At 64.3% G+C, this 20152-nt stretch carries 17 protein-coding genes and 1 riboswitch; of the genes, 7 read left to right on the top strand and 10 right to left on the bottom strand.

Annotated elements, in window-relative coordinates:
• Positions 1–20 precede the first annotated feature (20 nt).
• Together gor and PCJ49_RS17855 are read right to left on the bottom strand one after the other, a co-directional pair.
• Positions 21–1388: a glutathione-disulfide reductase gene (gene gor / locus PCJ49_RS17860; RefSeq protein WP_269912131.1), complete on the bottom strand. Its 1368-nt coding sequence runs from the start codon at positions 1386–1388 to the stop codon at positions 21–23.
• A 182-nt stretch (positions 1389–1570) separates the two neighbouring features.
• Positions 1571–1930 carry a hypothetical protein gene (locus PCJ49_RS17855; protein WP_269912130.1) on the bottom strand — a complete coding sequence of 120 codons (360 nt, stop codon included), beginning with the start codon at positions 1928–1930 and terminating at the stop codon, positions 1571–1573.
• A gap of 351 nt (positions 1931–2281) precedes the next feature.
• Between PCJ49_RS17855 and PCJ49_RS17850 the strand changes: the two genes are divergently transcribed.
• Positions 2282–3313 carry an aspartate-semialdehyde dehydrogenase gene (locus PCJ49_RS17850; protein WP_269912129.1) on the top strand — a complete coding sequence of 344 codons (1032 nt, stop codon included), beginning with the start codon at positions 2282–2284 and terminating at the stop codon, positions 3311–3313.
• Positions 3314–3469: 156 nt separating this feature from the next.
• Positions 3470–4996: a hypothetical protein gene (locus tag PCJ49_RS17845; protein WP_269912128.1), complete on the top strand. Its 1527-nt coding sequence runs from the start codon at positions 3470–3472 to the stop codon at positions 4994–4996.
• 51 nt (positions 4997–5047) lie between these two features.
• On the opposite strand, the gene thiC is transcribed toward PCJ49_RS17845, so the two are convergent.
• Together thiC and PCJ49_RS17835 are read right to left on the bottom strand one after the other, a co-directional pair.
• A complete protein-coding gene (thiC, locus tag PCJ49_RS17840; RefSeq protein WP_269912127.1) occupies positions 5048–6898 on the bottom strand; it encodes a phosphomethylpyrimidine synthase ThiC in 1851 nt (616 codons plus the stop codon).
• Between the two features lie 72 nt (positions 6899–6970).
• Positions 6971–7099, bottom strand: a riboswitch (TPP riboswitch).
• A gap of 49 nt (positions 7100–7148) precedes the next feature.
• On the bottom strand, positions 7149–7988 hold the full coding sequence (locus tag PCJ49_RS17835; RefSeq protein WP_269912126.1) for a transporter substrate-binding domain-containing protein: 840 nt from the start codon (positions 7986–7988) through the stop codon (positions 7149–7151).
• 232 nt (positions 7989–8220) lie between these two features.
• On the opposite strand from PCJ49_RS17835, the gene pyrC reads away from it, so the two are divergent.
• The 3 genes from pyrC (at position 8221) to PCJ49_RS17820 (ending at position 10441) form a co-directional block, all read left to right on the top strand.
• Complete coding sequence (gene pyrC / locus PCJ49_RS17830; protein WP_269912125.1) at positions 8221–9273, top strand: dihydroorotase; 1053 nt, start codon at positions 8221–8223, stop codon at positions 9271–9273.
• Between the two features lie 72 nt (positions 9274–9345).
• Positions 9346–10005: an orotate phosphoribosyltransferase gene (locus PCJ49_RS17825; RefSeq protein WP_269912124.1), complete on the top strand. Its 660-nt coding sequence runs from the start codon at positions 9346–9348 to the stop codon at positions 10003–10005.
• A gap of 55 nt (positions 10006–10060) precedes the next feature.
• Positions 10061–10441: a VOC family protein gene (locus PCJ49_RS17820; RefSeq protein WP_269912123.1), complete on the top strand. Its 381-nt coding sequence runs from the start codon at positions 10061–10063 to the stop codon at positions 10439–10441.
• Here the strand turns inward: PCJ49_RS17820 and PCJ49_RS17815 are convergent.
• The gene (locus PCJ49_RS17815; RefSeq protein ID WP_089286087.1) at positions 10435–11754 is read right to left on the bottom strand and encodes a chloride channel protein; all 1320 of its coding nucleotides are present in this window, start codon (positions 11752–11754) and stop codon (positions 10435–10437) included. The genes PCJ49_RS17820 and PCJ49_RS17815 overlap by 7 nt on opposite strands.
• 169 nt (positions 11755–11923) lie before the next feature.
• On the opposite strand from PCJ49_RS17815, the gene PCJ49_RS17810 reads away from it, so the two are divergent.
• The gene (locus PCJ49_RS17810) at positions 11924–14248 is read left to right on the top strand and encodes a UvrD-helicase domain-containing protein (protein WP_269912122.1); all 2325 of its coding nucleotides are present in this window, start codon (positions 11924–11926) and stop codon (positions 14246–14248) included.
• Positions 14249–14350: 102 nt separating this feature from the next.
• Here the strand turns inward: PCJ49_RS17810 and phaP are convergent, their stop codons facing one another.
• Complete coding sequence (gene phaP / locus PCJ49_RS17805; protein WP_269912121.1) at positions 14351–15115, bottom strand: TIGR01841 family phasin; 765 nt, start codon at positions 15113–15115, stop codon at positions 14351–14353.
• A gap of 292 nt (positions 15116–15407) precedes the next feature.
• Here phaP and PCJ49_RS17800 point away from each other — a divergent pair, with 292 nt between their 5' ends.
• Positions 15408–16133, top strand: coding sequence for a peptidase (locus tag PCJ49_RS17800; protein WP_269912120.1), 726 nt, complete (start codon positions 15408–15410; stop codon positions 16131–16133).
• 12 nt (positions 16134–16145) lie between these two features.
• Here the strand turns inward: PCJ49_RS17800 and PCJ49_RS17795 are convergent, their stop codons facing one another.
• The 4 genes from PCJ49_RS17795 to pbpC form a co-directional block, all read right to left on the bottom strand.
• Positions 16146–16475, bottom strand: a complete 330-nt coding sequence (locus PCJ49_RS17795; protein WP_269912119.1) for a hypothetical protein — start codon at positions 16473–16475, stop codon at positions 16146–16148.
• Positions 16476–16545: 70 nt separating this feature from the next.
• Positions 16546–17055 (bottom strand): DUF1993 domain-containing protein, encoded by a 510-nt coding sequence (locus tag PCJ49_RS17790; protein WP_269912118.1) that lies wholly within the window; start codon positions 17053–17055, stop codon positions 16546–16548.
• Positions 17056–17133: 78 nt separating this feature from the next.
• Positions 17134–18039 carry a hypothetical protein gene (locus tag PCJ49_RS17785; protein ID WP_269912117.1) on the bottom strand — a complete coding sequence of 302 codons (906 nt, stop codon included), beginning with the start codon at positions 18037–18039 and terminating at the stop codon, positions 17134–17136.
• A gap of 92 nt (positions 18040–18131) precedes the next feature.
• Positions 18132–20150, bottom strand: a complete 2019-nt coding sequence (gene pbpC / locus PCJ49_RS17780; RefSeq protein ID WP_269912116.1) for a penicillin-binding protein 1C — start codon at positions 20148–20150, stop codon at positions 18132–18134.
• Positions 20151–20152: the final 2 nt, after the last annotated feature.

Below are 20152 nucleotides of genomic sequence, written 5' to 3'. Positions count from 1 at the left end.
CACCAGGATGACAGAAAAATTTACTCCGGGTCCGGTGCCTTGGTGCGCATGGTGACGAATTCCTCCGCCGCCGTCGGGTGCAGGCCGATGGTGCGGTCGAAATCCTGCTTGGTGGCGCCCATATTCATTGCCACGGCGATGGCCTGGATCATCTCCGGCGTGTCCGATCCCACCATGTGGCAGCCGATCACCTTCTGCGTGGCCCGGTCCACCACCAGCTTCATCAAGGTGCGCTGGTCGCGGCCGGAAAGCTGGTGGCGCATCGGCTTGAAGGTGCTGCGGTAAATATCCACCTCCCGCCCCAGCCGGGCGCGGGCCTGTTCTTCCGTCACGCCGATGGTGGCCACGGGCGGGATGGAGAAAACGGCGGTGGGGATATTGTCGTAATTCACATCACGCGGGCGATTGCCATAGAGCCGGTCGGCCAGCACATGGCCTTCGGCCAGGGCCACCGGCGTCAGATTGATGCGGTTGGTGACATCCCCCAGGGCATAGATGCTGGGCACGCTGGTCTGGTACTGGTCATTCACCTTGATGGCGCCACTGCCATCCAACTCTACCCCAACATTTTCCAAGCCCAGCTTGGCCGTCATCGGCTTGCGCCCGATGGCATAGATCACCGCGTCGCAGGGCAGCGGGGTGCCATCGGTCAGGGTGGCGACCAGACATTCGTCCGTCTTCTCGATCCGCTCCACCACCGTGTTCAGGCGCAGGTCGATGCCGGTCTTCACCAACTCATCCGTCACGAAGGTACGCACATCGCCATCAAAGCCGCGCAGAATCTGGTGCCCGCGGTAGAGCAGCGTCACTTCTGCCCCCAGCCCCTTGAACAGGCTGGCAAATTCCAGGGCGATATAGCCGCCGCCGGCCACCACCACCCGGCGGGGGAAGCGGGGCAGGTGGAACACCTCGTTCGACGTGATGCCATATTCCCTGGCCCCCGGCTGGTCCGGCAGTTCCGGCCAGCCGCCAGTGGCGATCAGGATACGTTCGGCGGTGATATGCTGACCATTCACCGCCACCGTATGCTCATCCACAATGGTGGCGCGCCCGTCGAACAGGGTGACGCCGGCCCCTTCCAGCAGGCGGCGATAGATGCCGTTCAGCCGGCCGATCTCCTTATCCTTGGCGGCGATCAGGGCCGGCCAGTCATGCACCGGCTTTTCCACCGTCCAGCCGAAACCTGCGGCATCTTCGAACGCATGGGCATATTCGGCGGCATAGACCAGCAGCTTCTTCGGCACGCAGCCGACATTCACGCAGGTGCCGCCATAATAGCGCTCCTCCGCCACCGCCACGCGGGCGCCATGCTGGGCGGCGATACGCGCAGCGCGCACCCCGCCGGAACCGGCACCGATGGTGAAAAGGTCGAAATCATACGTGGCCATGGCGGGGCGCTCATCGTTGGTCGCGGCAGGAGGCTTGGTTCCTCAATGCGCACAATTGGGTGAGCGGGCAAGCGCTTTCCAGCCCCGCCGGGGCGAAGCGCAGCCATGCAGGCGACCAACCATGATGGATAAATTGTCAGCGACGGGTAAAAAGGTGCGGTGGTAGCCACCGCACCGACGCCTTACCACTTGCGTTCGGTTTTCAGCCCGCCGGAATTCAACGCATCCAGAAAGGCGTTGCCCGTGCTTTTCGGGGCGTTACGCACCATGCGCGGGTTGGGCCGGCGCTGGGCCTGTTCCATCACCTTCACCGCCGTGGCGGTGGCATCATTTTCCACCCGGCGGCGTACATCGCCATCCAGCGATTCGAAAGCCTGACGGGCGAACAGCAGGGCGTTTTCTGAGCGGCTTTCCACCACCTGGCGCAGCGCATTGGCCGCCATCAGGCATTCCAGCCGGTCAGGGCCTGTCACATCATCCAGCACGCCAGCCAGAATCCCAATCGCCTCCAGGGTTTTGGGATCGTTCAACTCCACAGACATCGCTTCATCACAATGGTTGGGCCCAAGGGCACAGCATATAGTCCCATTCTGTGGCGAAATACGCAACGGACTCTGTGCCGCGCAGCAGGGGCATGGCAGGTGTGGCGTAAATCCCTGCTTTACAGGAGAGGGGCTTCGCGGCATCGTCCCGCCCCATGATCACCAAGCGCCCCACCACCACTACCACCAAAACCACCACCCTTCGGGGCGGTGCTGTTGGTGTGCGCGTGGCTGGATAAGGCCAGTGACATAACGCCAAACGGTCCCGCCGGGTAAGGTCGGGGCCGCTTTCCAGGCGAAACGGAACCCCGACCAGACGGCGCCCCTAGCCACACTGAAGGGTTCCTGATCATGAATATTCCCGCCCATTCCGCCCGCCCCCTGAATGTCGCCGTTGTCGGTGCTACCGGTGCCGTGGGCGTTGAAATCCGCCAGTGCCTGGAAGAAAGCGGCCTGAACCTGGGCGAAGTCCGCCTGTTGGCCTCCCCCCGTTCTGCCGGGCAGAAGGTGCCGTTCGCCGGTGGGGAACTGGTGGTGCAGGCGCTGGATGAAAACAGCTTCCACGGCATTGATTATGCCCTGTTCTCCGCCGGCAGCGGCATTTCCAAGCAATATGCGCCGGCAGCCGTGGCAGCGGGTGCGGTGGTGATCGACAATTCATCCGCGTTTCGTATGGAAGAGGCCATCCCCCTGGTGGTGCCGGAGGTGAACCCGCAGGCCATCCCGGCCAAGCCCGGCGTCATCGCCAACCCCAATTGCGTGGCCATCATCGCCACTGTGCCGCTGGCGGCCCTGGAACGCCGCCATCGCATCCGCCGGCTGAACATCGCCACCTATCAGGCCTCCAGCGGGGCCGGGGCGGCGGCGATGGAGGAATTGCGCGCCGCCACCGCAGCCTATCTGGCCGGGGAAGCCTATCCGCCGCGGGTGATGAAGCACCCCTATGCCTTCAACCTGTTCAGCCATGATGCCGGCATCAACCCTGATACCGGCTATAATGGCGAAGAGGAAAAGGTGGTGGAGGAGACGCGTAAGATCCTGGCCCGCCCCGATCTGGCGATTTCCATCACCTGTATGCGCGTGCCGGTGCTGCGCGCCCACACCATGGCCATCAGCGTGGAGTTTGAAGAGGTGGTGTCGCCGGAGGCGGTGAAGGCCCTGCTGGCCGATGCTCCCGGCGTGCGGCTGGTGGATGACTGGGCCGCCAACCATTTCCCCATGCCCAACGAGGCATCGGGCCAGGGCGATGTGCTGGTGGGCCGCATCCGCCGCGACATTGGCGACCCGTCCGGCCGTTCCGTGGCGTTGCTGCTGGCCGGCGACCAGTTGCTGAAGGGGGCCGCACTGAATGCGGTGCAGATCCTGCAGCGGCTGGTGGGCTGATCCGCCCGATCCGTAGGGGTGGCAAGGGGGCGGCCTGGCACCGCCCCCTTGTGGGAATTATGATGAAAACTACTTATTGGTGTAAATTGGTTGCACTTAAAAGTTTTACAGGCTACGCTCTCCGCATAATAAAACATTCCAGGAGAGAGGTTCCTCATGTCTATCTCTCGTCTCAAGCTGGGCAGCGTGCTGCTGCCGGTAATGATGGCGTTTGCCTTGCCGGTCGGTGCCGCCGATACCCCGTTTGGGGTTACGCTGCCCAACCCGAATATTCCCGGCTATAATTTCCCGGAGCCGGAGCCGGTGATTCTGGGCTGGGTGAACAACCAGCCCGCGAAATCGTCGAATATCTATCTGCATGGCTGGGGGCTGTGGACATCGCTGAACATGCCCAGCGGCCAATCCGCCTTCGGCCTGAAAAACGCCCCGGTCTATCTGACCTGGAAGTCCAAGCAGGAGTTGGAGGCCTTGACCGTGGAGTCGGTGGCGGCCAATGGTGAAAAGGCGGCCAAGCAGAAGCCCGCCCCCCGGCAATTGTCGCTGGGGCCGGTGTCCCAGCACCTGAAGTTCGGCATCAGGACCACGCTGGACAAGGCCGTCAAGGCAGCGACATCCACCGCAGCCGAGGCGGCGCCCGTCCCCGCCCCGGCCAACGGGACGACGCCCACCACGCCGGATGCCAAGGTGTTTGAAACCGTCTCCTACAGCCCAGATGCCTCTCAGTGGATTCTGCAAGGCGGGCTGTTCAAGCTGTCGACCTTCAAGGCGCTGTACGCCCAGAACCAGAAGGAAATCCCGGTTTTTCCCAACACCGCGGTTTCCCTGAAGCCGGTCTACAAGGTGATCTCCAAAAATGGCGGGCACCTGATCAATGGGCGTTACTACGCCATGCCGGCCTGGCCCGGCACGCCGGAAGTGACGCAAACTATCATTGACGACGGCTTCCCCGAGGAGAGTTGGAATGCCGGTTGTGTCTATGTCGATATTCAGAACAAAGGCCCGTCGGCCGCCAAGGGCACCGATGCCAGCTGTAAGGTGCCAACCCCGGACAGCACCTATGGGCTGGGTGATTTCGTCAATATTCCCGTCACCGCCGACAATCTGCCCCAGTTGAAGGTGGACGGGCTGGATGTGGCGGTCGGCGACACGCTGATCCTGGTGGCCATGCATGTCACCTCCCGCGAGATCGCGGAATGGACCTGGCAGACCTTCTTCTGGACGCCCGATCCGGCCAATCCGCCCACCCCCAGCGACAAGGCCGTCGCGGCCGCCCGTCCGCTGGGTCAGCTGAAGGGTGCGCCGGCCCATTATGCGGCCAGCTTCGCCTATCAGATGATCGCCCCCAACCAGCCGGTGGATGGCGGCAATAATGTCGGCAAGCCGGTGATCGGCTATAATCCTTACCTGGAGTCGGGCTTTAATGGGGCCGTGTTCGGGGTGAAGGTGCCGGTGATCGACCCCACCACCAAGGTGGCCTGGGTCGGGCAGGTGGGTGTGCAAACCAACTGCATGACCTGCCATGCTATGGCAACCGTGGCCATGGCGCCGGGCGCACAGAATTACTACACCACCAACTTCTGGATCGGCCGTAACGACCCGCTCTATAACGGCACGGTGCAGGCTGACTTCCTCTGGTCCATCGCCGATGTGGTGGGCTCACAGCAGGCGAAGCAGAATAATTAAGGATAAGAGACGGGCGGCAGGTTACCCTGCCGCCCGTTCTTGCCCCCAACGTCAGTGATGATCGTCGGGCACCGGTCGGTCGGACAGATAGACCTGCCCGCCCTTCTCCTTGAACGCCACCGACATTTCCGCCATGCCGGCTTCGGCCTCTTGCGCCGCTGCATAATCACGCACTTCCTGCGTGATCTTCATGGAGCAGAATTTCGGCCCGCACATGGAACAGAAATGCGCCAGCTTGGCCCCTTCTGCTGGCAGGGTCTGGTCGTGGTACTTCTCCGCCGTTTCCGGGTCCAGCGACAGGTTGAACTGGTCGCGCCAGCGGAATTCAAACCGGGCGCGTGACAGGGCGTCGTCACGTTCCTGTGCACCCGGATGGCCCTTGGCCAGATCAGCGGCATGGGCGGCCAGCTTATAGGTGATCACGCCCACCTTCACATCATCGCGGTCGGGCAGACCCAGATGTTCCTTGGGCGTGACATAGCAAAGCATGGCCGTGCCGAACCAGCCGATCATCGCCGCGCCGATGCCGCTGGTGATATGATCGTAACCCGGCGCGATATCCGTGGTCAGCGGCCCCAGCGTGTAGAAGGGGGCCTCACCGCAATGGGCCAATTGCTTGTCCATATTGGCCTTGATCTTGTGCATGGGCACATGGCCCGGCCCCTCGATCATCACCTGCACATCATGCTTCCAGGCGATCTGGGTCAGCTCGCCCAGCGTTTCCAGCTCCGCGAACTGGGCGCGGTCATTGGCATCGGCGATGGAGCCGGGGCGCAAGCCGTCACCCAGGGAGAAGGCGATATCATACGCCTTCATGATCTCGCAGATTTCCTCAAAATGCGTGTAGAGGAAGTTTTCCTTGTGATGGGCCAGGCACCATTTCGCCATGATGGAGCCGCCCCGGCTGACAATGCCGGTCACGCGCTTGGCCGTCAGCGGGATATAGGGCAGGCGCACCCCGGCATGGATGGTGAAATAATCCACGCCCTGTTCGGCCTGCTCGATCAGCGTGTCGCGGAAGATTTCCCAGGTCAGGTCTTCGGCCTTGCCATTGACCTTTTCCAGCGCCTGATAGATCGGCACGGTGCCGATGGGCACGGGGGAATTACGGATGATCCATTCGCGGATCGTGTGGATATTGCGGCCGGTGGACAGGTCCATCACCGTATCGGCCCCCCAGCGGGTGGCCCAGACCAGCTTATCCACCTCGTCCGCGACGGAGGAGGTGACGGCGGAATTGCCGATATTGGCGTTGATCTTCACCAGGAAATTCCGCCCGATGATCATCGGTTCGGTTTCCGGGTGGTTGATATTGTTGGGGATGATGGCGCGGCCACGGGCGATCTCATCGCGCACAAATTCCGGCGTCACATAATCGGGGATCGACGCGCCGAAATCCTCCCCATCGCGGGCGGCCTGCTGGGCCAGCTTGGCGCGGCCCAGATTTTCCCGGATGGCGACATATTCCATTTCGGGCGTGATGATGCCGGCCTTGGCATAATGCATCTGGCTGACATTGCGGCCCGGCTTGGCACGCAGCGGCTGGCGGCTGGCACGGTCGAACAGGGGCACGGGGCTTTCCTGGCCCACGCGAAGACCATTATCCTCCGGCTTCACCTCCCGTCCCGCATAGGCCTCCACATCGCCGCGGCCTTCGATCCAGGCGCGGCGCAGTTCGGCCAAACCCTTGCGGATATCGGTCTTCACGGCCGGATCGGTATAGGGGCCGGACGGATCATAGACGCGCACCGGCGCCTCGTTGGCGCTGGGCGACAGGTCGATTTCCCGCATGGCAACGCGAATATCGGGAAACAGCGTGCCCGGCACATGCACCTTGCGGCTGGCCGGCAAGGGCCCGGTGGTGACGCTGAAATCCTGGGGAATGGAAAGACTATCTGGCATCTGGACCTCCCTCGAATGATGGAGATCCGGGCAGCGCGCGTGGCGGCTCTCATAGGCGGGGCAGATATAAGGCCCCTATATGAATCCCATCCCTACGCCGGTACGACCCGGATCAGGTTCTAAGGGTTCCCGCGCCAATGCCGGTTGAACGGCACCATAGCGGTATCTCAGCCCCTTGCCGGGGCTCCCCTTGGACGGTTCGGAAAGTGAAGAATTGCCTGGGCCCTGTCAAGCAGATGGGTGGGGCCGGTCAGGGGCCGGATGGCACAAACTGATGGGCGCGGGCCGCCACTTCCGTCACCATGCCTTCCATGGGGCGGTGACGGGCCAGCAGGTCGGCATAGAACGGGCTGGCCAACAGGGCTGTATAGGCCGCCTCGAACGCCGTGCGGACCGGGGTGGAGGCAAAGGCGATGCCATAGCCCATATAGGAACGCTGCTCTGAAAGCGTGGGGCCATAGGGCTCAAAACGCAGGGAGGGACGGGACTGCTGAAACCGCGCCACAGCGCGCGCATGGGCAACCACCCCGTCCAGCCGGCCATTTGTCAGCAGGTTAAAGGCGATATCGACATTGCGCACCGGTTCCACCTGCGCCCCGGTGAGGCTGGACAAGCCATCCAGCACCGCCCACCCCAAGGGAACGCCGATTCTGCCGGACGGTGGGGGGGCTCCCCCATCTGCCCTTTGCAGCCGGAACAGGCTGATCTGGTCGACATAGAAATAATCGCTGGAAAACACCATCCAGCGTGCGCGATCCGGCGTGAAATAGGGGCCGATCAGAATATCGGCCTGCCCGGTTTCAATTTCCTTTTGCGCGCGGGGCCAGGGGAATTGTTCGAATTGGCAGGAAAGGCCGGCATCCTGGCAGGCGCGGCGGGCCAGCTCCGCGCCGATGCCGCTGTCACACCGCTCCCCATCGGACACATAGGGCAGCGGACCGCAGACCAGCCGGACGGTATTCCCCAGCCCGCCCCCCTGGGGCGGGGTGGACGAGGCCATGGAAGGGCGACCGTGCGGGCCAAGCAGCACGGCCGCACAGATCAGCACCACCGCCATGCAAACCCGGCCCCGCCGGACAGGAAGGCGCATCTTCCCCCCGTCATCCAAACGCCCACCCCCCGATACGCGCCTTAAAGTTGCAGCGTAAGCATGTGTAAGTAGCTGGTCAATAAGGGTGACCGGAATTTAGCCCCGGCGCGGGCCTGCTCCCCCCGCCGCCGTTCCGTCACTGCAAACCCGTCCTTCCGTGGCGGCGCTTGAGCCGGCGATCCATCCGCCCTAAACATCGCCAGCCCGCCCACCCAAGGATGCAAGCGCCGCCATGACCGATCAGCCCCAGCGTATCACCCTGCGCCGCCCCGATGACTGGCACCTGCATCTGCGCACCGGGGCCATGCTGAAGGCGGTGCTGCCGCACAGTGCCGCCCAATTGGGCCGCGCCATCGTGATGCCGAACCTGGCCCCGCCGGTGGTGGATACGGCACGCGCAGAGATTTACCGGGATGAAATCCTGGCAGCGCTGCCCGCCGGCAGCCATTTCCGCCCGCTGATGACGGCTTACCTGACCGATGGCACCGATGCGGATGATATCGAAGCCGGCCATGCCAAGGGCGTGTTCACGGCAGTGAAGCTCTACCCCGCCCACGCCACCACCAATTCCGCCCATGGCGTCACCGATTTCGACAAGGTGGCCCCGGTGCTGGACCGGATGGCCAAGATCGGTATGCCGCTGCTGGTGCATGGCGAGGTGACGGACCAGAGCGTCGATATTTTCGACCGCGAGGCGGTGTTCATCGACACGGTGCTGCCCAAGCTGATGGGCCGGCACCCGGACCTGAAAATCGTGCTGGAACATATCACCACGGAAGAGGGCGTGGCCGTGGTGCGCCAACATGGGCCGGGCGGCAAGCTGGCCGCCACCATCACCGCACATCATCTGATGATCAACCGGTCCAGCATTTTTGTCGGCGGCATCCGCCCGCATCTCTATTGCCTGCCCATCGCCAAGCGGGAAAAGCATCGCCTCGCCCTGCGCGCCGCCGCCACGTCGGGGGAACCCTGGTTCTTCTTCGGCACCGACAGCGCGCCGCACCCGATCGGGGCCAAGGAAAGTGCCTGTGGCTGTGCCGGCATCTATACCGCTGCCACGGCGGTGGAACTGTACGCCCAGGTGTTTGACGAGGAAGGGGCGCTGGACAAGCTGGAAGCCTTTGCCAGCCTGAACGGCCCCGCCTTCTACGGCCTGCCGGTGAATGAGAGCTTCATCACCCTGGAAAAATCCGGCCTGATCGTGCCGGATGTGCTGGATGTCGGCGGCAATATCGCGGTGCTGCCCTTCCGGTCGGGGGAGCGGCTGGATTGGCGGCTGGTGTAAAACCGCCGCCACAGCACCCCCGCTTTTCTGCTATTTTCACCCCCAACCCGCCCATCCTTGGAGCCATTTGACATGATCGACGCGCAGACCGCCGCCACCCAGGCGGCCCGTATCCTGATTGAGACCAAGTCGGTCCTGTTCAATGCCGAAAAGCCCTTCATCTTCACCTCCGGCCGCGCCAGCCCGGTCTATATCGATTGCCGCCGCCTGATCAGCTTCCCGCGCGCCCGCCGCTTCCTGATGCAGGCGGCCAAGGATCAGCTCTGCCGCGAGGCGGGGTTTGAGGCGTTTGACGTGGTGGCCGGCGGGGAGACGGCGGGCATTCCCTATGCCGCCTTTGTTTCCGACGTGCTGGACCTGCCCATGGTCTATGTGCGCAAGAAGCCCAAGGGTTTCGGCCGTAACGCCCAGATTGAAGGCAACCTGCCGGAAGGCCAGCGCGTGCTGCTGGTGGAGGATCTGGCCAGCGAAGGCACCTCCAAGGTCAATTTCGTCAATGCGCTGCGCCAGGCCGGCAGCATTGTCGAACATATCTGGGTGGTCTTCCATTACGGCATCTTCCCGCAATCGGAAGCGACCATGGCCGATATGGGCGTGAAGCTGCATTCGCTGGCCAATTGGTGGGACGTGCTGCGCGTGGCCCGCGAAGGGAACTATTTCGACAACTTCACCCTGAATGAGGTGGAGAAGTTCCTGCACAATCCCGAATCCTGGGTGGCCCCCAAGGTTTAAGGGTCATCGGGGCCGGTGCGAAAAGCCGGCCCCCGCATTCTGGAATTAGACCGCCATGCTGGTGATCGACCATATCGATCATTTCGTGCTGACCGTGCGCGATATCGACCGCACCTGCGATTTCTACAGCCGGGTGCTGGGAATGCAGGTTGTCACCTTTGGCCAGGGGCGCAAGGCGCTATCCTTTGGCCGGCAGAAGATCAACCTGCATCAGGCAGGGCGGGAGTTTGAGCCTAAGGCCAAGGCCCCTACCCCCGGTTCAGCCGATTTCTGCCTGATCACCGAACAGAGCCTGGACAGCGTGCGGGCGCATCTTGATGCCTGTGGCGTGGCGATTGAGGAAGGCCCGGTGCCGCGCACCGGCGCCACCGGCCCCATCACATCCTTCTATCTGCGCGACCCAGACGATAATCTGGTGGAAATCGCGGTTTATTGAGCCGCCGCCTCCCGCTTCTCCGCCTCTGTCGCCTTGGGCAGATAGCGATGGGCCAGCGCGTGATAGACGGCGGGCGCCCCCGTCATCCGCGAAACGGAAAAGCCGATCAGGCTGGCCATCATCACCGGGGCCGCCATGGCATGATTGCCCGTCATTTCCAGCACAATGACAAAGGCGGTGATCGGCGCCTGCACCACCCCGGCGAAATAGCCCGCCATACCCAGCAAGGCAGCCGCGCCCAGGGCGTGGCTGTCCAGCAGGCCGGCAATGCTGGTGCCCATGCCGGCCCCGATGGCCAGCGAGGGGCTGAAGAATCCCCCCGGCACCCCGGTGATGCAGGACAGCAGCGTGGCCCCGAACTTGGTCAGCATGAAAAGCGGGGAGACATCGCCCCGCCCATCCAGCATCGCCTTGGCCTGTTCATAGCCGGTGCCATAGCTGGCCCCACCCGACGCCAGCCCCAGCAGCGCCACCAACAGCCCGCAACCGGCGGCGAACAGCACCGGATAGCGCTTGAACCAGCGCCCCACCTGCCCCGGCAGCCCATAGGCAAAGGCCACCACCAGCCGGCTGAACAGCCCGCCCAGCACCCCGCCCAGCAGCCCGCAGGCCAGCACCAGCGACCAATCCTGCCAGCCATGCAGCACGTCCCGCGTGGTGCCGAAATAGGTGTAATCGCCCTGCATGGCCAGGGAGGCGATACCGGCCAGCAGCACGGCAGACAGGATCAGATGGGCGGAGCGGACCTGGAAGGCGCGGCCCATCTCCTCAATGGCGAAGACCAGCCCGGCCAGCGGCGTGTTGAAGGCGGCGGCCACACCGGCCGCCGCCCCCGCCACCAGCAGGCCGGGCATCCGGTCGCCCAGGCGGCGGCCGATGCTGTTCATGATGGCAGCCCCCACCTGCACCGTCGGCCCTTCCCGCCCGATGGAGGCACCGACGCCCAGCGCCAGCAGCGTCAGACCCATCTTGCCGGCGGCAATGGGCAGCGCCACCAGCCGGTCACGCAGTTCCTGCACCTTGGTGGCGCGGGCGGCCACCGCCTGGGGAATGCCGCTGCCACCGGCCATGGGGAAGAAACGGCTGGTCAGCCAGGCCGACAAAGCCAGCCCGGCGGGGGTGAGCAGCAGCGGGGCCAGCGGCCAGCGCTGTACAATCTGCTGAAACAGGTGGGAGGCCGCATCCGCCCCCCAGGCGAACAGCACTGCCACCACACCGATGCACAGCCCCCCGCCCCAGAAGACCAGCCGGCGCCGCCAGATATGCGGCGCCACCCATAATTGCCGTCCCCGGCGTGCCACGGCATTCGGCATCGCCCCGATCCTTACATTGTGCGAACCATTCCCCAGGCTTAACGCCGTGGGCAGGCGGCGGGCATCGTTGATCGGGCATGGCAAGCCTGTGCCGGGCGGGAAGCGGCGGATTGGCGCAGCCGCAGCCCCCCTTTCCCAATGGGCCTATTCTGTATATGTTCTCCCTACCATGAGCGATCTCTTCTCCCCTCCCCCGCCGCCGCCCACCCCGGCCCCGCAGCGCCGCCCCTATCTGGACGGGTTGAACCCCGTGCAGCGGGAAGCGGTGGAGGCGCTGGACGGCCCGGTGCTGGTGCTGGCCGGTGCCGGCACGGGCAAAACCCGCGTGCTGACGACGCGGCTGGCGCATCTCTTGCTGTCGCGCCGCGTCAGCCCGTGGAATGTGCTGACGGTGACCTTCACCAACAAGGCCGCGCGGGAGATGCGGGAGCGGGTGGACAATCTGCTGGGCAGCCAGTCGGAAGGCTGGTGGATGGGCACCTTCCATTCGCTGGCCGCCCGCATCCTGCGCCGCCATGCCGAACTGATCGGCCTGAAGCCCAGCTTCACCATTCTGGACACTGACGACCAGATCCGCCTGCTGAAACAGTTGATGGAGGCGGAAAATGTCGATGCCAAGAAATGGCCGGCGCGGATGCTGCTGTCGATCATCGAGCGCTGGAAGGACCGGGCACTGACGCCCGACAAGCTGAAACCGGAGGAGGCGGGCGATGCCGCCAATGGCCGCATCCTGACGCTCTACCGGCAATATCAGGACCGGCTGAAGGCGCTGAACGCCTGCGATTTCGGCGACCTGCTGCTGCACAATATCACGCTGTTCCAGCAGCATAATGATGTATTGATTGAATATCAAAATCGATTCCGCTATATTCTCGTAGATGAATATCAAGATACGAATGTCGCTCAGTACCTTTGGCTAAGACTTCTCGCCCAGTCTCACAGAAATATCTGCTGTGTTGGCGATGACGACCAGTCGATATACGGTTGGCGTGGCGCTGAAGTTGGAAATATACTTAGATTTGAGCATGATTTCCCCGGCGCCACCATCATCCGTCTGGAGCAGAACTACCGTTCCACTGCCCATATCTTGGGTGCTGCCCACGGCATCATTGCCCATAACCAGGGCCGCCTGGGCAAGCAGCTCTGGACCGAGACGGATGGCGGCGAAAAGGTGAAGGTCCGCGGCCTGTGGGACGCGGAGGAGGAAGCCCGCTGGGTGGGCGAAGAGGTGGAGGCCTTGCAGCGCAAGGGCGCCAGCCTGGGCCAGATGGCCGTGCTGGTGCGCGCCGGCTTCCAGACCCGCGAGTTCGAGGAGCGCTTCATCACGCTGGGCCTGCCCTATCGCGTGGTCGGCGGCCCGCGCTTCTATGAACGCCAGGAAATCCGCGATGCGCTGGCCTATCTGCGCGTGCTGGTCAGCCCGGAGGATGATCTGGCGTTCGAGCGCATCGTTAATGTGCCAAAGCGCGGCGTTGGGGCCGCCACCATCCAGCAGCTTTATGTGGCAGCCCGCACCTTGAATGTGCCGGTGACGGAGGCCGCCTGGAAACTGTCGCAGACGGATGAGCTGAAGCCCAAGATGCGCAGCACCCTGTCCGGGCTGATGCAGGATTTCTTCCGCTGGCGCGGGTTGATCGACCGGATTCCCCATACCGAACTGGCCCAGATGGTGCTGGACGAATCGGGCTATACCCGCATGTGGCAGGAGGATAAGACGCCCGAAGCACCGGGCCGGCTGGAAAACCTGAAGGAACTCATCAACGCGATGGGGGAATTTGAGAATCTGACCGGCTTCCTGGAACATGTCTCCCTGGTGATGGAAAATGCCGCCGGGGCCGATGTGGAACAGATTTCCCTGATGACCCTGCATGGGGCCAAGGGGCTGGAATTCGATGTCGTCTTCCTGCCCGGCTGGGAGGAAGGCGTCTTCCCCAGCCAGCGCACCCTGGATGAAAACGGCATTGCCGGGCTGGAGGAGGAGCGGCGGCTGGCCTATGTCGGCATCACCCGTGGCCGCCAGCGCGTCTATATCAGCCACGCCGCCAACCGCCGCATCCATGGCACCTGGGCCACCGCGATCCCCTCGCGCTTTGTCGAGGAACTGCCGGAAGAGCATATCGAGACGGAGAATAACCCCGGCATTGGCGGGGCCGGCTTCGGTGGTGGGCGTGGCGAAGGCGGCTATGGCGGCGGATTCGGCGGTGGCTGGGGCGGGGGTGGCGGCGGCTTTGGTGACCGCTTCAACCGCATGGGCCAGAAGGCGGCCCAGGCCCCGGCGCGCGGGGGCCGGCTGATCGAGGGCACGGCCCTGGATGTCACGCCGCGATCACGGCCCAACCGGGCCTATAATCCGGGCGACCGGGTTTTCCACAGCAAGTTCGGCTATGGCACCGTGAAGATGGTGGAGAATGACAAGCTGGAGATCAGCTTCGACGTCGCCGGCATCAAGAAGGTGATGGACAGCTTCGTCGTACCCGCCGACAAGGCGGGCTGACCGCAAGCGGACAAAAGAAAACCCCGCGCCAAGGGGGGTGCGGGGTTTTCCATTCTGCCGGGCCGATGCTCCTGAAAGCACCGGCCCGGTATCAGCAGCAGATCAGGCAGCGGCCTTGATCTTGGACAGCTTTTCCACCGTGGCGTTCACGCGGGCGGTGATCGGCTCGGCCGCCTGATTGGCGACCTTCAGGCTGGCCTCCGACACCTTGGTGGCTTCGGCCAGGGCGGCGTCAAAGCTGGACTTGGCGAATTCGGTCTGCAGATCGACCAGTTCCTTCACCGACTTCACGGCCAGCAGGGCCTTGGCGGTGCTGACCGACTGTTCATACTGGCCCTGGGTGAAGGCCAGCAGCTCCTTGGACAGGGCCTCAAAGCCCTTGGCCAGGATGGTGGAGGAAGCCACGAAGGCATCCACATTTTCCTTGTGGAAGCCGGCGACGTCGTCGAATGCGGTGAAGACTTGCTTGCTCATTTTTTCCACCTGCTCCTTGGTATAGGCAACAGCCTGTTCAACAGATTTGGGTTCGAAAGCAGCGGCCAGAGGCTTGGCCGCCTTGGTGATGGCGGGTGCGGACACGGCCTCAACCGCGGCCTGCTTCGTCTCTTCCACAGCGTCGGCGACGATCTCGGCCGTGGCTTCCACCACGGGCGCGGAGTCGGTCACGGGTGCTGCTTCAGCAGACGTGATTTCGGGTACCGGATCGGCCGGCGGGGCAACGGCGACCGCCGTCTCCTCAACCACCTTCTGTTCCGGCGTCTTGGACGCGGGGGCTGCCGGTGTCCGGCTGGTCCGTCCCGCTGCACCTCTGGGCGTGCGCGTCACCATCATCTTCTCCTTATGCGCGCTGGTGGAGCCGGCCCGCATCAAGCAGCCCCGGCCCCGGTAGCCGCCATTGATCCAGGTCGCACCAGCGGGAAACCTTCCCGCAGACGGCATGGGTCTGCTGCACCGCAGCATTAGCAATGTATATCGGAGCGATTGTTGGTGCGTCAAGCCCCTTTTGTGCAGTGCAACAAGATTATCACGTGTGTCAGCGCCCCAACTCATACAAGTTCAGGAGGTAGCCGCCTTGAAGCGGTCGCACTTTGACCGGCGCGAAAGATCATGACAGGATGCGCCGCCCAGAAGCAAAAAATGGAACGGTAGCGGCTTCATCATGACTTATTGTCTCGGCATCAAGATCAAGGAAGGGCTGATCGCCCTGTCCGACGGACGCATCACCGCCGGCACCCAGGTGACGGCGGCGCGCAAGGTCACGTTGTTGCCCAATGGCAGCGACAGGTTCTTCGTCATGACCTCGGGCCTGCGCAGCGTGCGCGACAAGACGCTGGCCTATCTGCGCCGCGACATGCAGGCGGCCGGACCGAAGCCATTCGACAGCATGTTGGAAGCGGTGAACAGCTTCACCCGCTGCCTGCGCGTGGTGGCCAAGGAAGATAAGGAAGCGCTGGAGGCCTCCAAGCTGACCTTCAACCTGCACGCCATCATTGGCGGCCAGTTGGGCAGCGACCGGGAACCGACCATGTATCTGGTCTATCCGGAGGGCAACTGGATTGAGGTGGATGAGCGCACGCCCTACCTCTCCATCGGTGCCACCGCCTATGGCAAACCGATCCTGGACCGGGCGCTGAAATTCGACACCAGTATGCCGGCCGCCCTGAAGCTGGCCTATCTGTCGTTTGACAGCAGCCGTTACAGCTCCGCCGATGTTGGCTATCCCATTGATCTGGTGACCTACCATCAGGCCGACCGGCAATGGCGGGAAGACCAGTTCGATTATGATGATCTGGTGGAACAGCGCCATTGGTGGAACCGGCACATCACCGGCTTGGCCGCCCAGCTGCCCGACGGGCCCTGGGTGGAGACGCTGCTGCCGAAGTGACCAGCACGCCGTTCAGCGCTGGCGGTGCAATAGTGCCGCCAGCCCGAACGGCCGGCCCAGCAGCCGCGCCCAGATGCTCCACCCCGTCAGCACGGTGCCCAGCACCAGCAGCAGCGACAGTCCCGCCACCTCTTCTGCCTTATGCGCACTGGCCGCGGCGGCCAGCGCGAAGGCCACGGCCAGAATGCCAGACAGTTTGGACGTGAAATAAAGGGCGCTGGGCCAAGGCATCCGCGTCAGCAGGACCGGCTGTTTGGCCGCCTTCAGCAACAGGGGCAGCGGCAGCAATTTCAGGGCGGCGAAAAGCAGCGTCAGCCCGGTAAGCAAATCCGTCAGATCCATCGGGCCTTGCCCTCCCCTGCGAACAGCCGGACCGACGCGGCAGCCCACCGCCGGCCCGGCTTGCCTCACCTCAGCCCAGCGGGCCGATGAAATCGCGCTTGCCGATCGCCAAGCCCTGCTGACGCAGCAGATCATAGGCGGTGGTGAGGTGGAAATAGAAATTGGGCAGGGCGAAACCCAGCAGATAGGACTGGGCCGTAAAGGTGATGTCGCCCCGGGCCAGCTTCACCACAATGGTCCGCCCGGCATCATCGGAAATATCCGCCGGCTTCACCGTATCCAGAAAGGCGATGGTGCGGGCGATGCGCTGGCGCAGTTCGCCCAGGCTCTGTTCCTCATCGGCCATGGCGGGGGCGTCAATGCCGGCCAGCCGGGCCGCCGCCCCCTTGGCATTGTCGCTGACCATCTGCACCTGCCGGGTGAGCGGGTGCATATCGGGCGCGATGCGGGCATTCAGCAGGGTGGCCGGGTCGATGCCGGTTTCGGCCACATGCGCTTCCGCCTTGGCCAGCAGATTATCCAGCACCGCCAAGCCCCGGCGCAGGGCAGGTACAGAGGCATCGTAGAAGGACAGGCTCATTGGGGACGTTTCCTCAACAGGATGAAGATATGAAGCCCGGATGATGCCCATTGCCGGTGGGTTGTAAAGTGGCCGCCATCACTCCCCCGACGGTGGCGCGGAGACAATGCCCCGCCTGGCCAGTTCGTCCATCAGCCGCAGATAATCGCGGACGCGATCATCGCGCTGACGCCACAGATCATCGCGGGGCATGGCGCGCAGAAACTGACAGGCCAGGATCGCGGCCTCCCGATCATCCTGGCCCGGCAAGGGGCGTAAATGAGCGGCGGCTGCATCCCGAAACGCATCGACGACCGAGGCTGGTGCGGGCGGGCCATTGCGCAGCCAATGTTCCGCCATCTGAAAGCGATCCAGCAGCATCAAGGCGATCATGTAATCCGAGGCTGATTGCAGACAGGGCTCACCCGTTTTGTAAATGCCGATCATCGGCATGAAAGGGGCCAGCCCCGGCAGCGCATGGTTGGCGTAAATTTTCATCTGCCAGTAATTGTCCGCCGTGCGAATGAAATGGTCGATGTCGCGGATCGCCACCAACCCGGATTGGGCCATCGGCAATATCTCAACCTTCGGCTTGGTCGGGGTCACGGTGTCGTTGGAGACGTCGACATAGAGATCGCCGAACTGCATGGCGTTCTGGAAATAAGACTCGCGCAGCACCCCCCAGATGCTGCGCACCTTGCCCCCCGCCGCCACAAAGGCGCGGATGGCGGCGAGACCGGCATGGGTCGGGTTATGGATTCGCTTGTTCAGCTCCCCCACCACCCTATTGCTGATTTCCAGGCAGCAGCCCAGCGGATAGGGCTTGCCGAAACGCGTGGGAAAGCGTTGGGACAAAACCGGATCAAGCTCTGCCCGCAGCCCCAGCAGATAGTCATAGATTACATCCTGCGCCGGCAGCAGATGCTGCCGTGTCAGGGCCACCTGCTCCGGAGAGGCCGAAATCGGCTGCTGCGGCAATATGATCTTGTCACGATCCATCATCACCCACCCTGTCCCGCCATTTTTATTCAACGGTGACGCCAGGGAGTTCCCATGTTTCAGCGCAACAGGCAAGGCGGGATCAGGGGAAAGGCCCATCACTCCCCCGGCAGGCGCACGCGGATGGCGGCACTGGCCCGCTGCCCGGTGGCATCCATCACGGTCAGGCGGGAGAAGCCGGCGCCGGTCGGCTGCCAGAACCGGGTGTCATCGGGCAGCGGCACATTATCCGCCACCCAACGGTAAGGCGGGCGGCCACCGGATACCGACAGCGACACCCCTTCCGCCAGTGCCTCCACCTCCGCGCCATCGGGCGGGAACAGGATGCGCAGCGGTTCGGTACGGGTCGCCGCCGCCATCCCGCCGCTATCCAGCCGGGTCAGGGCTGGCGGTGGCGGGTTGCGGAACAGGGCGTGATCCGGGTTGGGCAGCGGCTTGCCCGGCCCATCCGGGGGCAGCAGGTCGAAGACGCGGAACATGATGGGGGCGGCGGCCTGCCGCCCCGCCGCACCGGGCCGGGGTGCGCCATCGGCCCGGCCCACCCAGACGGCCACCGTGTAATCATTGGACACACCCACCGTCCAGGCATCACGGAAGCCAAAGGACGTGCCGGTCTTGAACGCCACCCGCCGCCGAGCGATGCCGGCACCGCCGGCCAGCCCATCGGGCATCGGGCTGTCGCGCAGCACCGCCAGCACCGCACGCGCCGCATCCGCCCCCACCAGCCGGCCCACAGGTGCGGGGGCCGGTTGATCGGCGCGCAGGCGCAACGGCCGGGCCAAGCCATCATCGGCCAAGGCGGCATAGAGCATGGCCAGATCGCCCAGCCTGATCCCCACCCCGCCCAGCGCCAGCGGCAGGCCGGGTTCAGCGGCGGGCGGCAGGGCCAGATCGGCCCCGGACAGGCGCAGCAGCGCCGCCAGTCGCCCCGGCCCCACCCGTTCCAGCACCCGCACGGCGGGGATGTTCAGCGACCGTTGCAACGCCTCCCGCGCCGTCACCACGCCATGGAAGCCATCATCGAAATTATGTGGCAGCCAGTCACCAAACCGCTGCGGCGTATCATCGATCAAGGTGCCGGGATGCAGCGACAGATCATCAAAGGCAACGGCATAGATAAACGGTTTCAGCGCCGATCCGGGGGAGCGCACGGCGCGTGACAGGTCCAACTGGCGCTGTTTCCAGTCGCCACTGCCCATCTGGGCCAGCACGCTGGCATCCTTGTTATCCAACACCAGCACGGCCATATCGCCGCCGGCTTCCAGCCGCGCCAGTTCCGCCCGCCCCACCCCTTCCAGGGCGCGCTGCAGGTCGCTGTGCAGGGTGCTGCGGATGCGCGCACCGCCCGGCTGATCCGCCGCCAGCTTTTCCGCCAGATGCGGGGCCAGCATGGGCAAAGGCAGCATGGTGGTGGGCAGCGGTTCGGCCTTGGCGGCGGTGGCCACATCGGCGGCGATCAGGCCGGCAGCCACAGCGCGGTCCAGCACCTTAGCCCGCGCCGCCTTGGCCGCCGCCGGAAACCGGTCGGGCCGCAGCCGTTCGGGCGATTGCGGCAAGGCCACCAGCAGGGCCGCCTGGGCCGGGGTCAATTGCCCCGGCTCCCGCCCGAACCAGGCAAGGCTGGCCGCCCGCACCCCTTCCAGCGGCCCACCAAAGGGGGCGAGCGTCAAATAGATCGACAGCACGCCATCGGCACCCAGCCGCCGGCGCAACTGTAACGCCCGCCCCGCTTCCGCCAGCTTGGCACCGATGGTGCGCGGGCTGGGGGACAGCAGGCGGGCGGCCTGCATGGACAGGGTGGACGCACCGGAGATCACCCGCCCATGCCGTACCCCCTGCGCCCCCGCCCGCAGAATGGCCAGCGGGTCGATACCGGGATGCCAGCCATAGCGGCGATCCTCCACCGCCACCAGCATGGCGCGGTAAAGCGGGTCCACCTGATCGGGATTGGTGGTCAGCCGCCACGCCCCCTCCGCCGTGGGGAAGGGGCGCAGCAAGCGGCCTTCATGATCCAGTATCTCCACCGACCGACCGTCCCAGCGGGACAGGTCGGGCGGCAAGGCCAGATCGGTGGCGAGCAGCCCCAGCGCGAGCACACCCGCTGACGCTATCGCCACCC

The sequence above is a fragment of the Niveispirillum sp. BGYR6 genome (assembly GCF_027568365.1).
GTDB lineage: Bacteria > Pseudomonadota > Alphaproteobacteria > Azospirillales > Azospirillaceae > Niveispirillum.
Note: the sequence above shows the minus strand (reverse complement) of the source record. Positions and strands in the feature narration are given on the sequence as shown.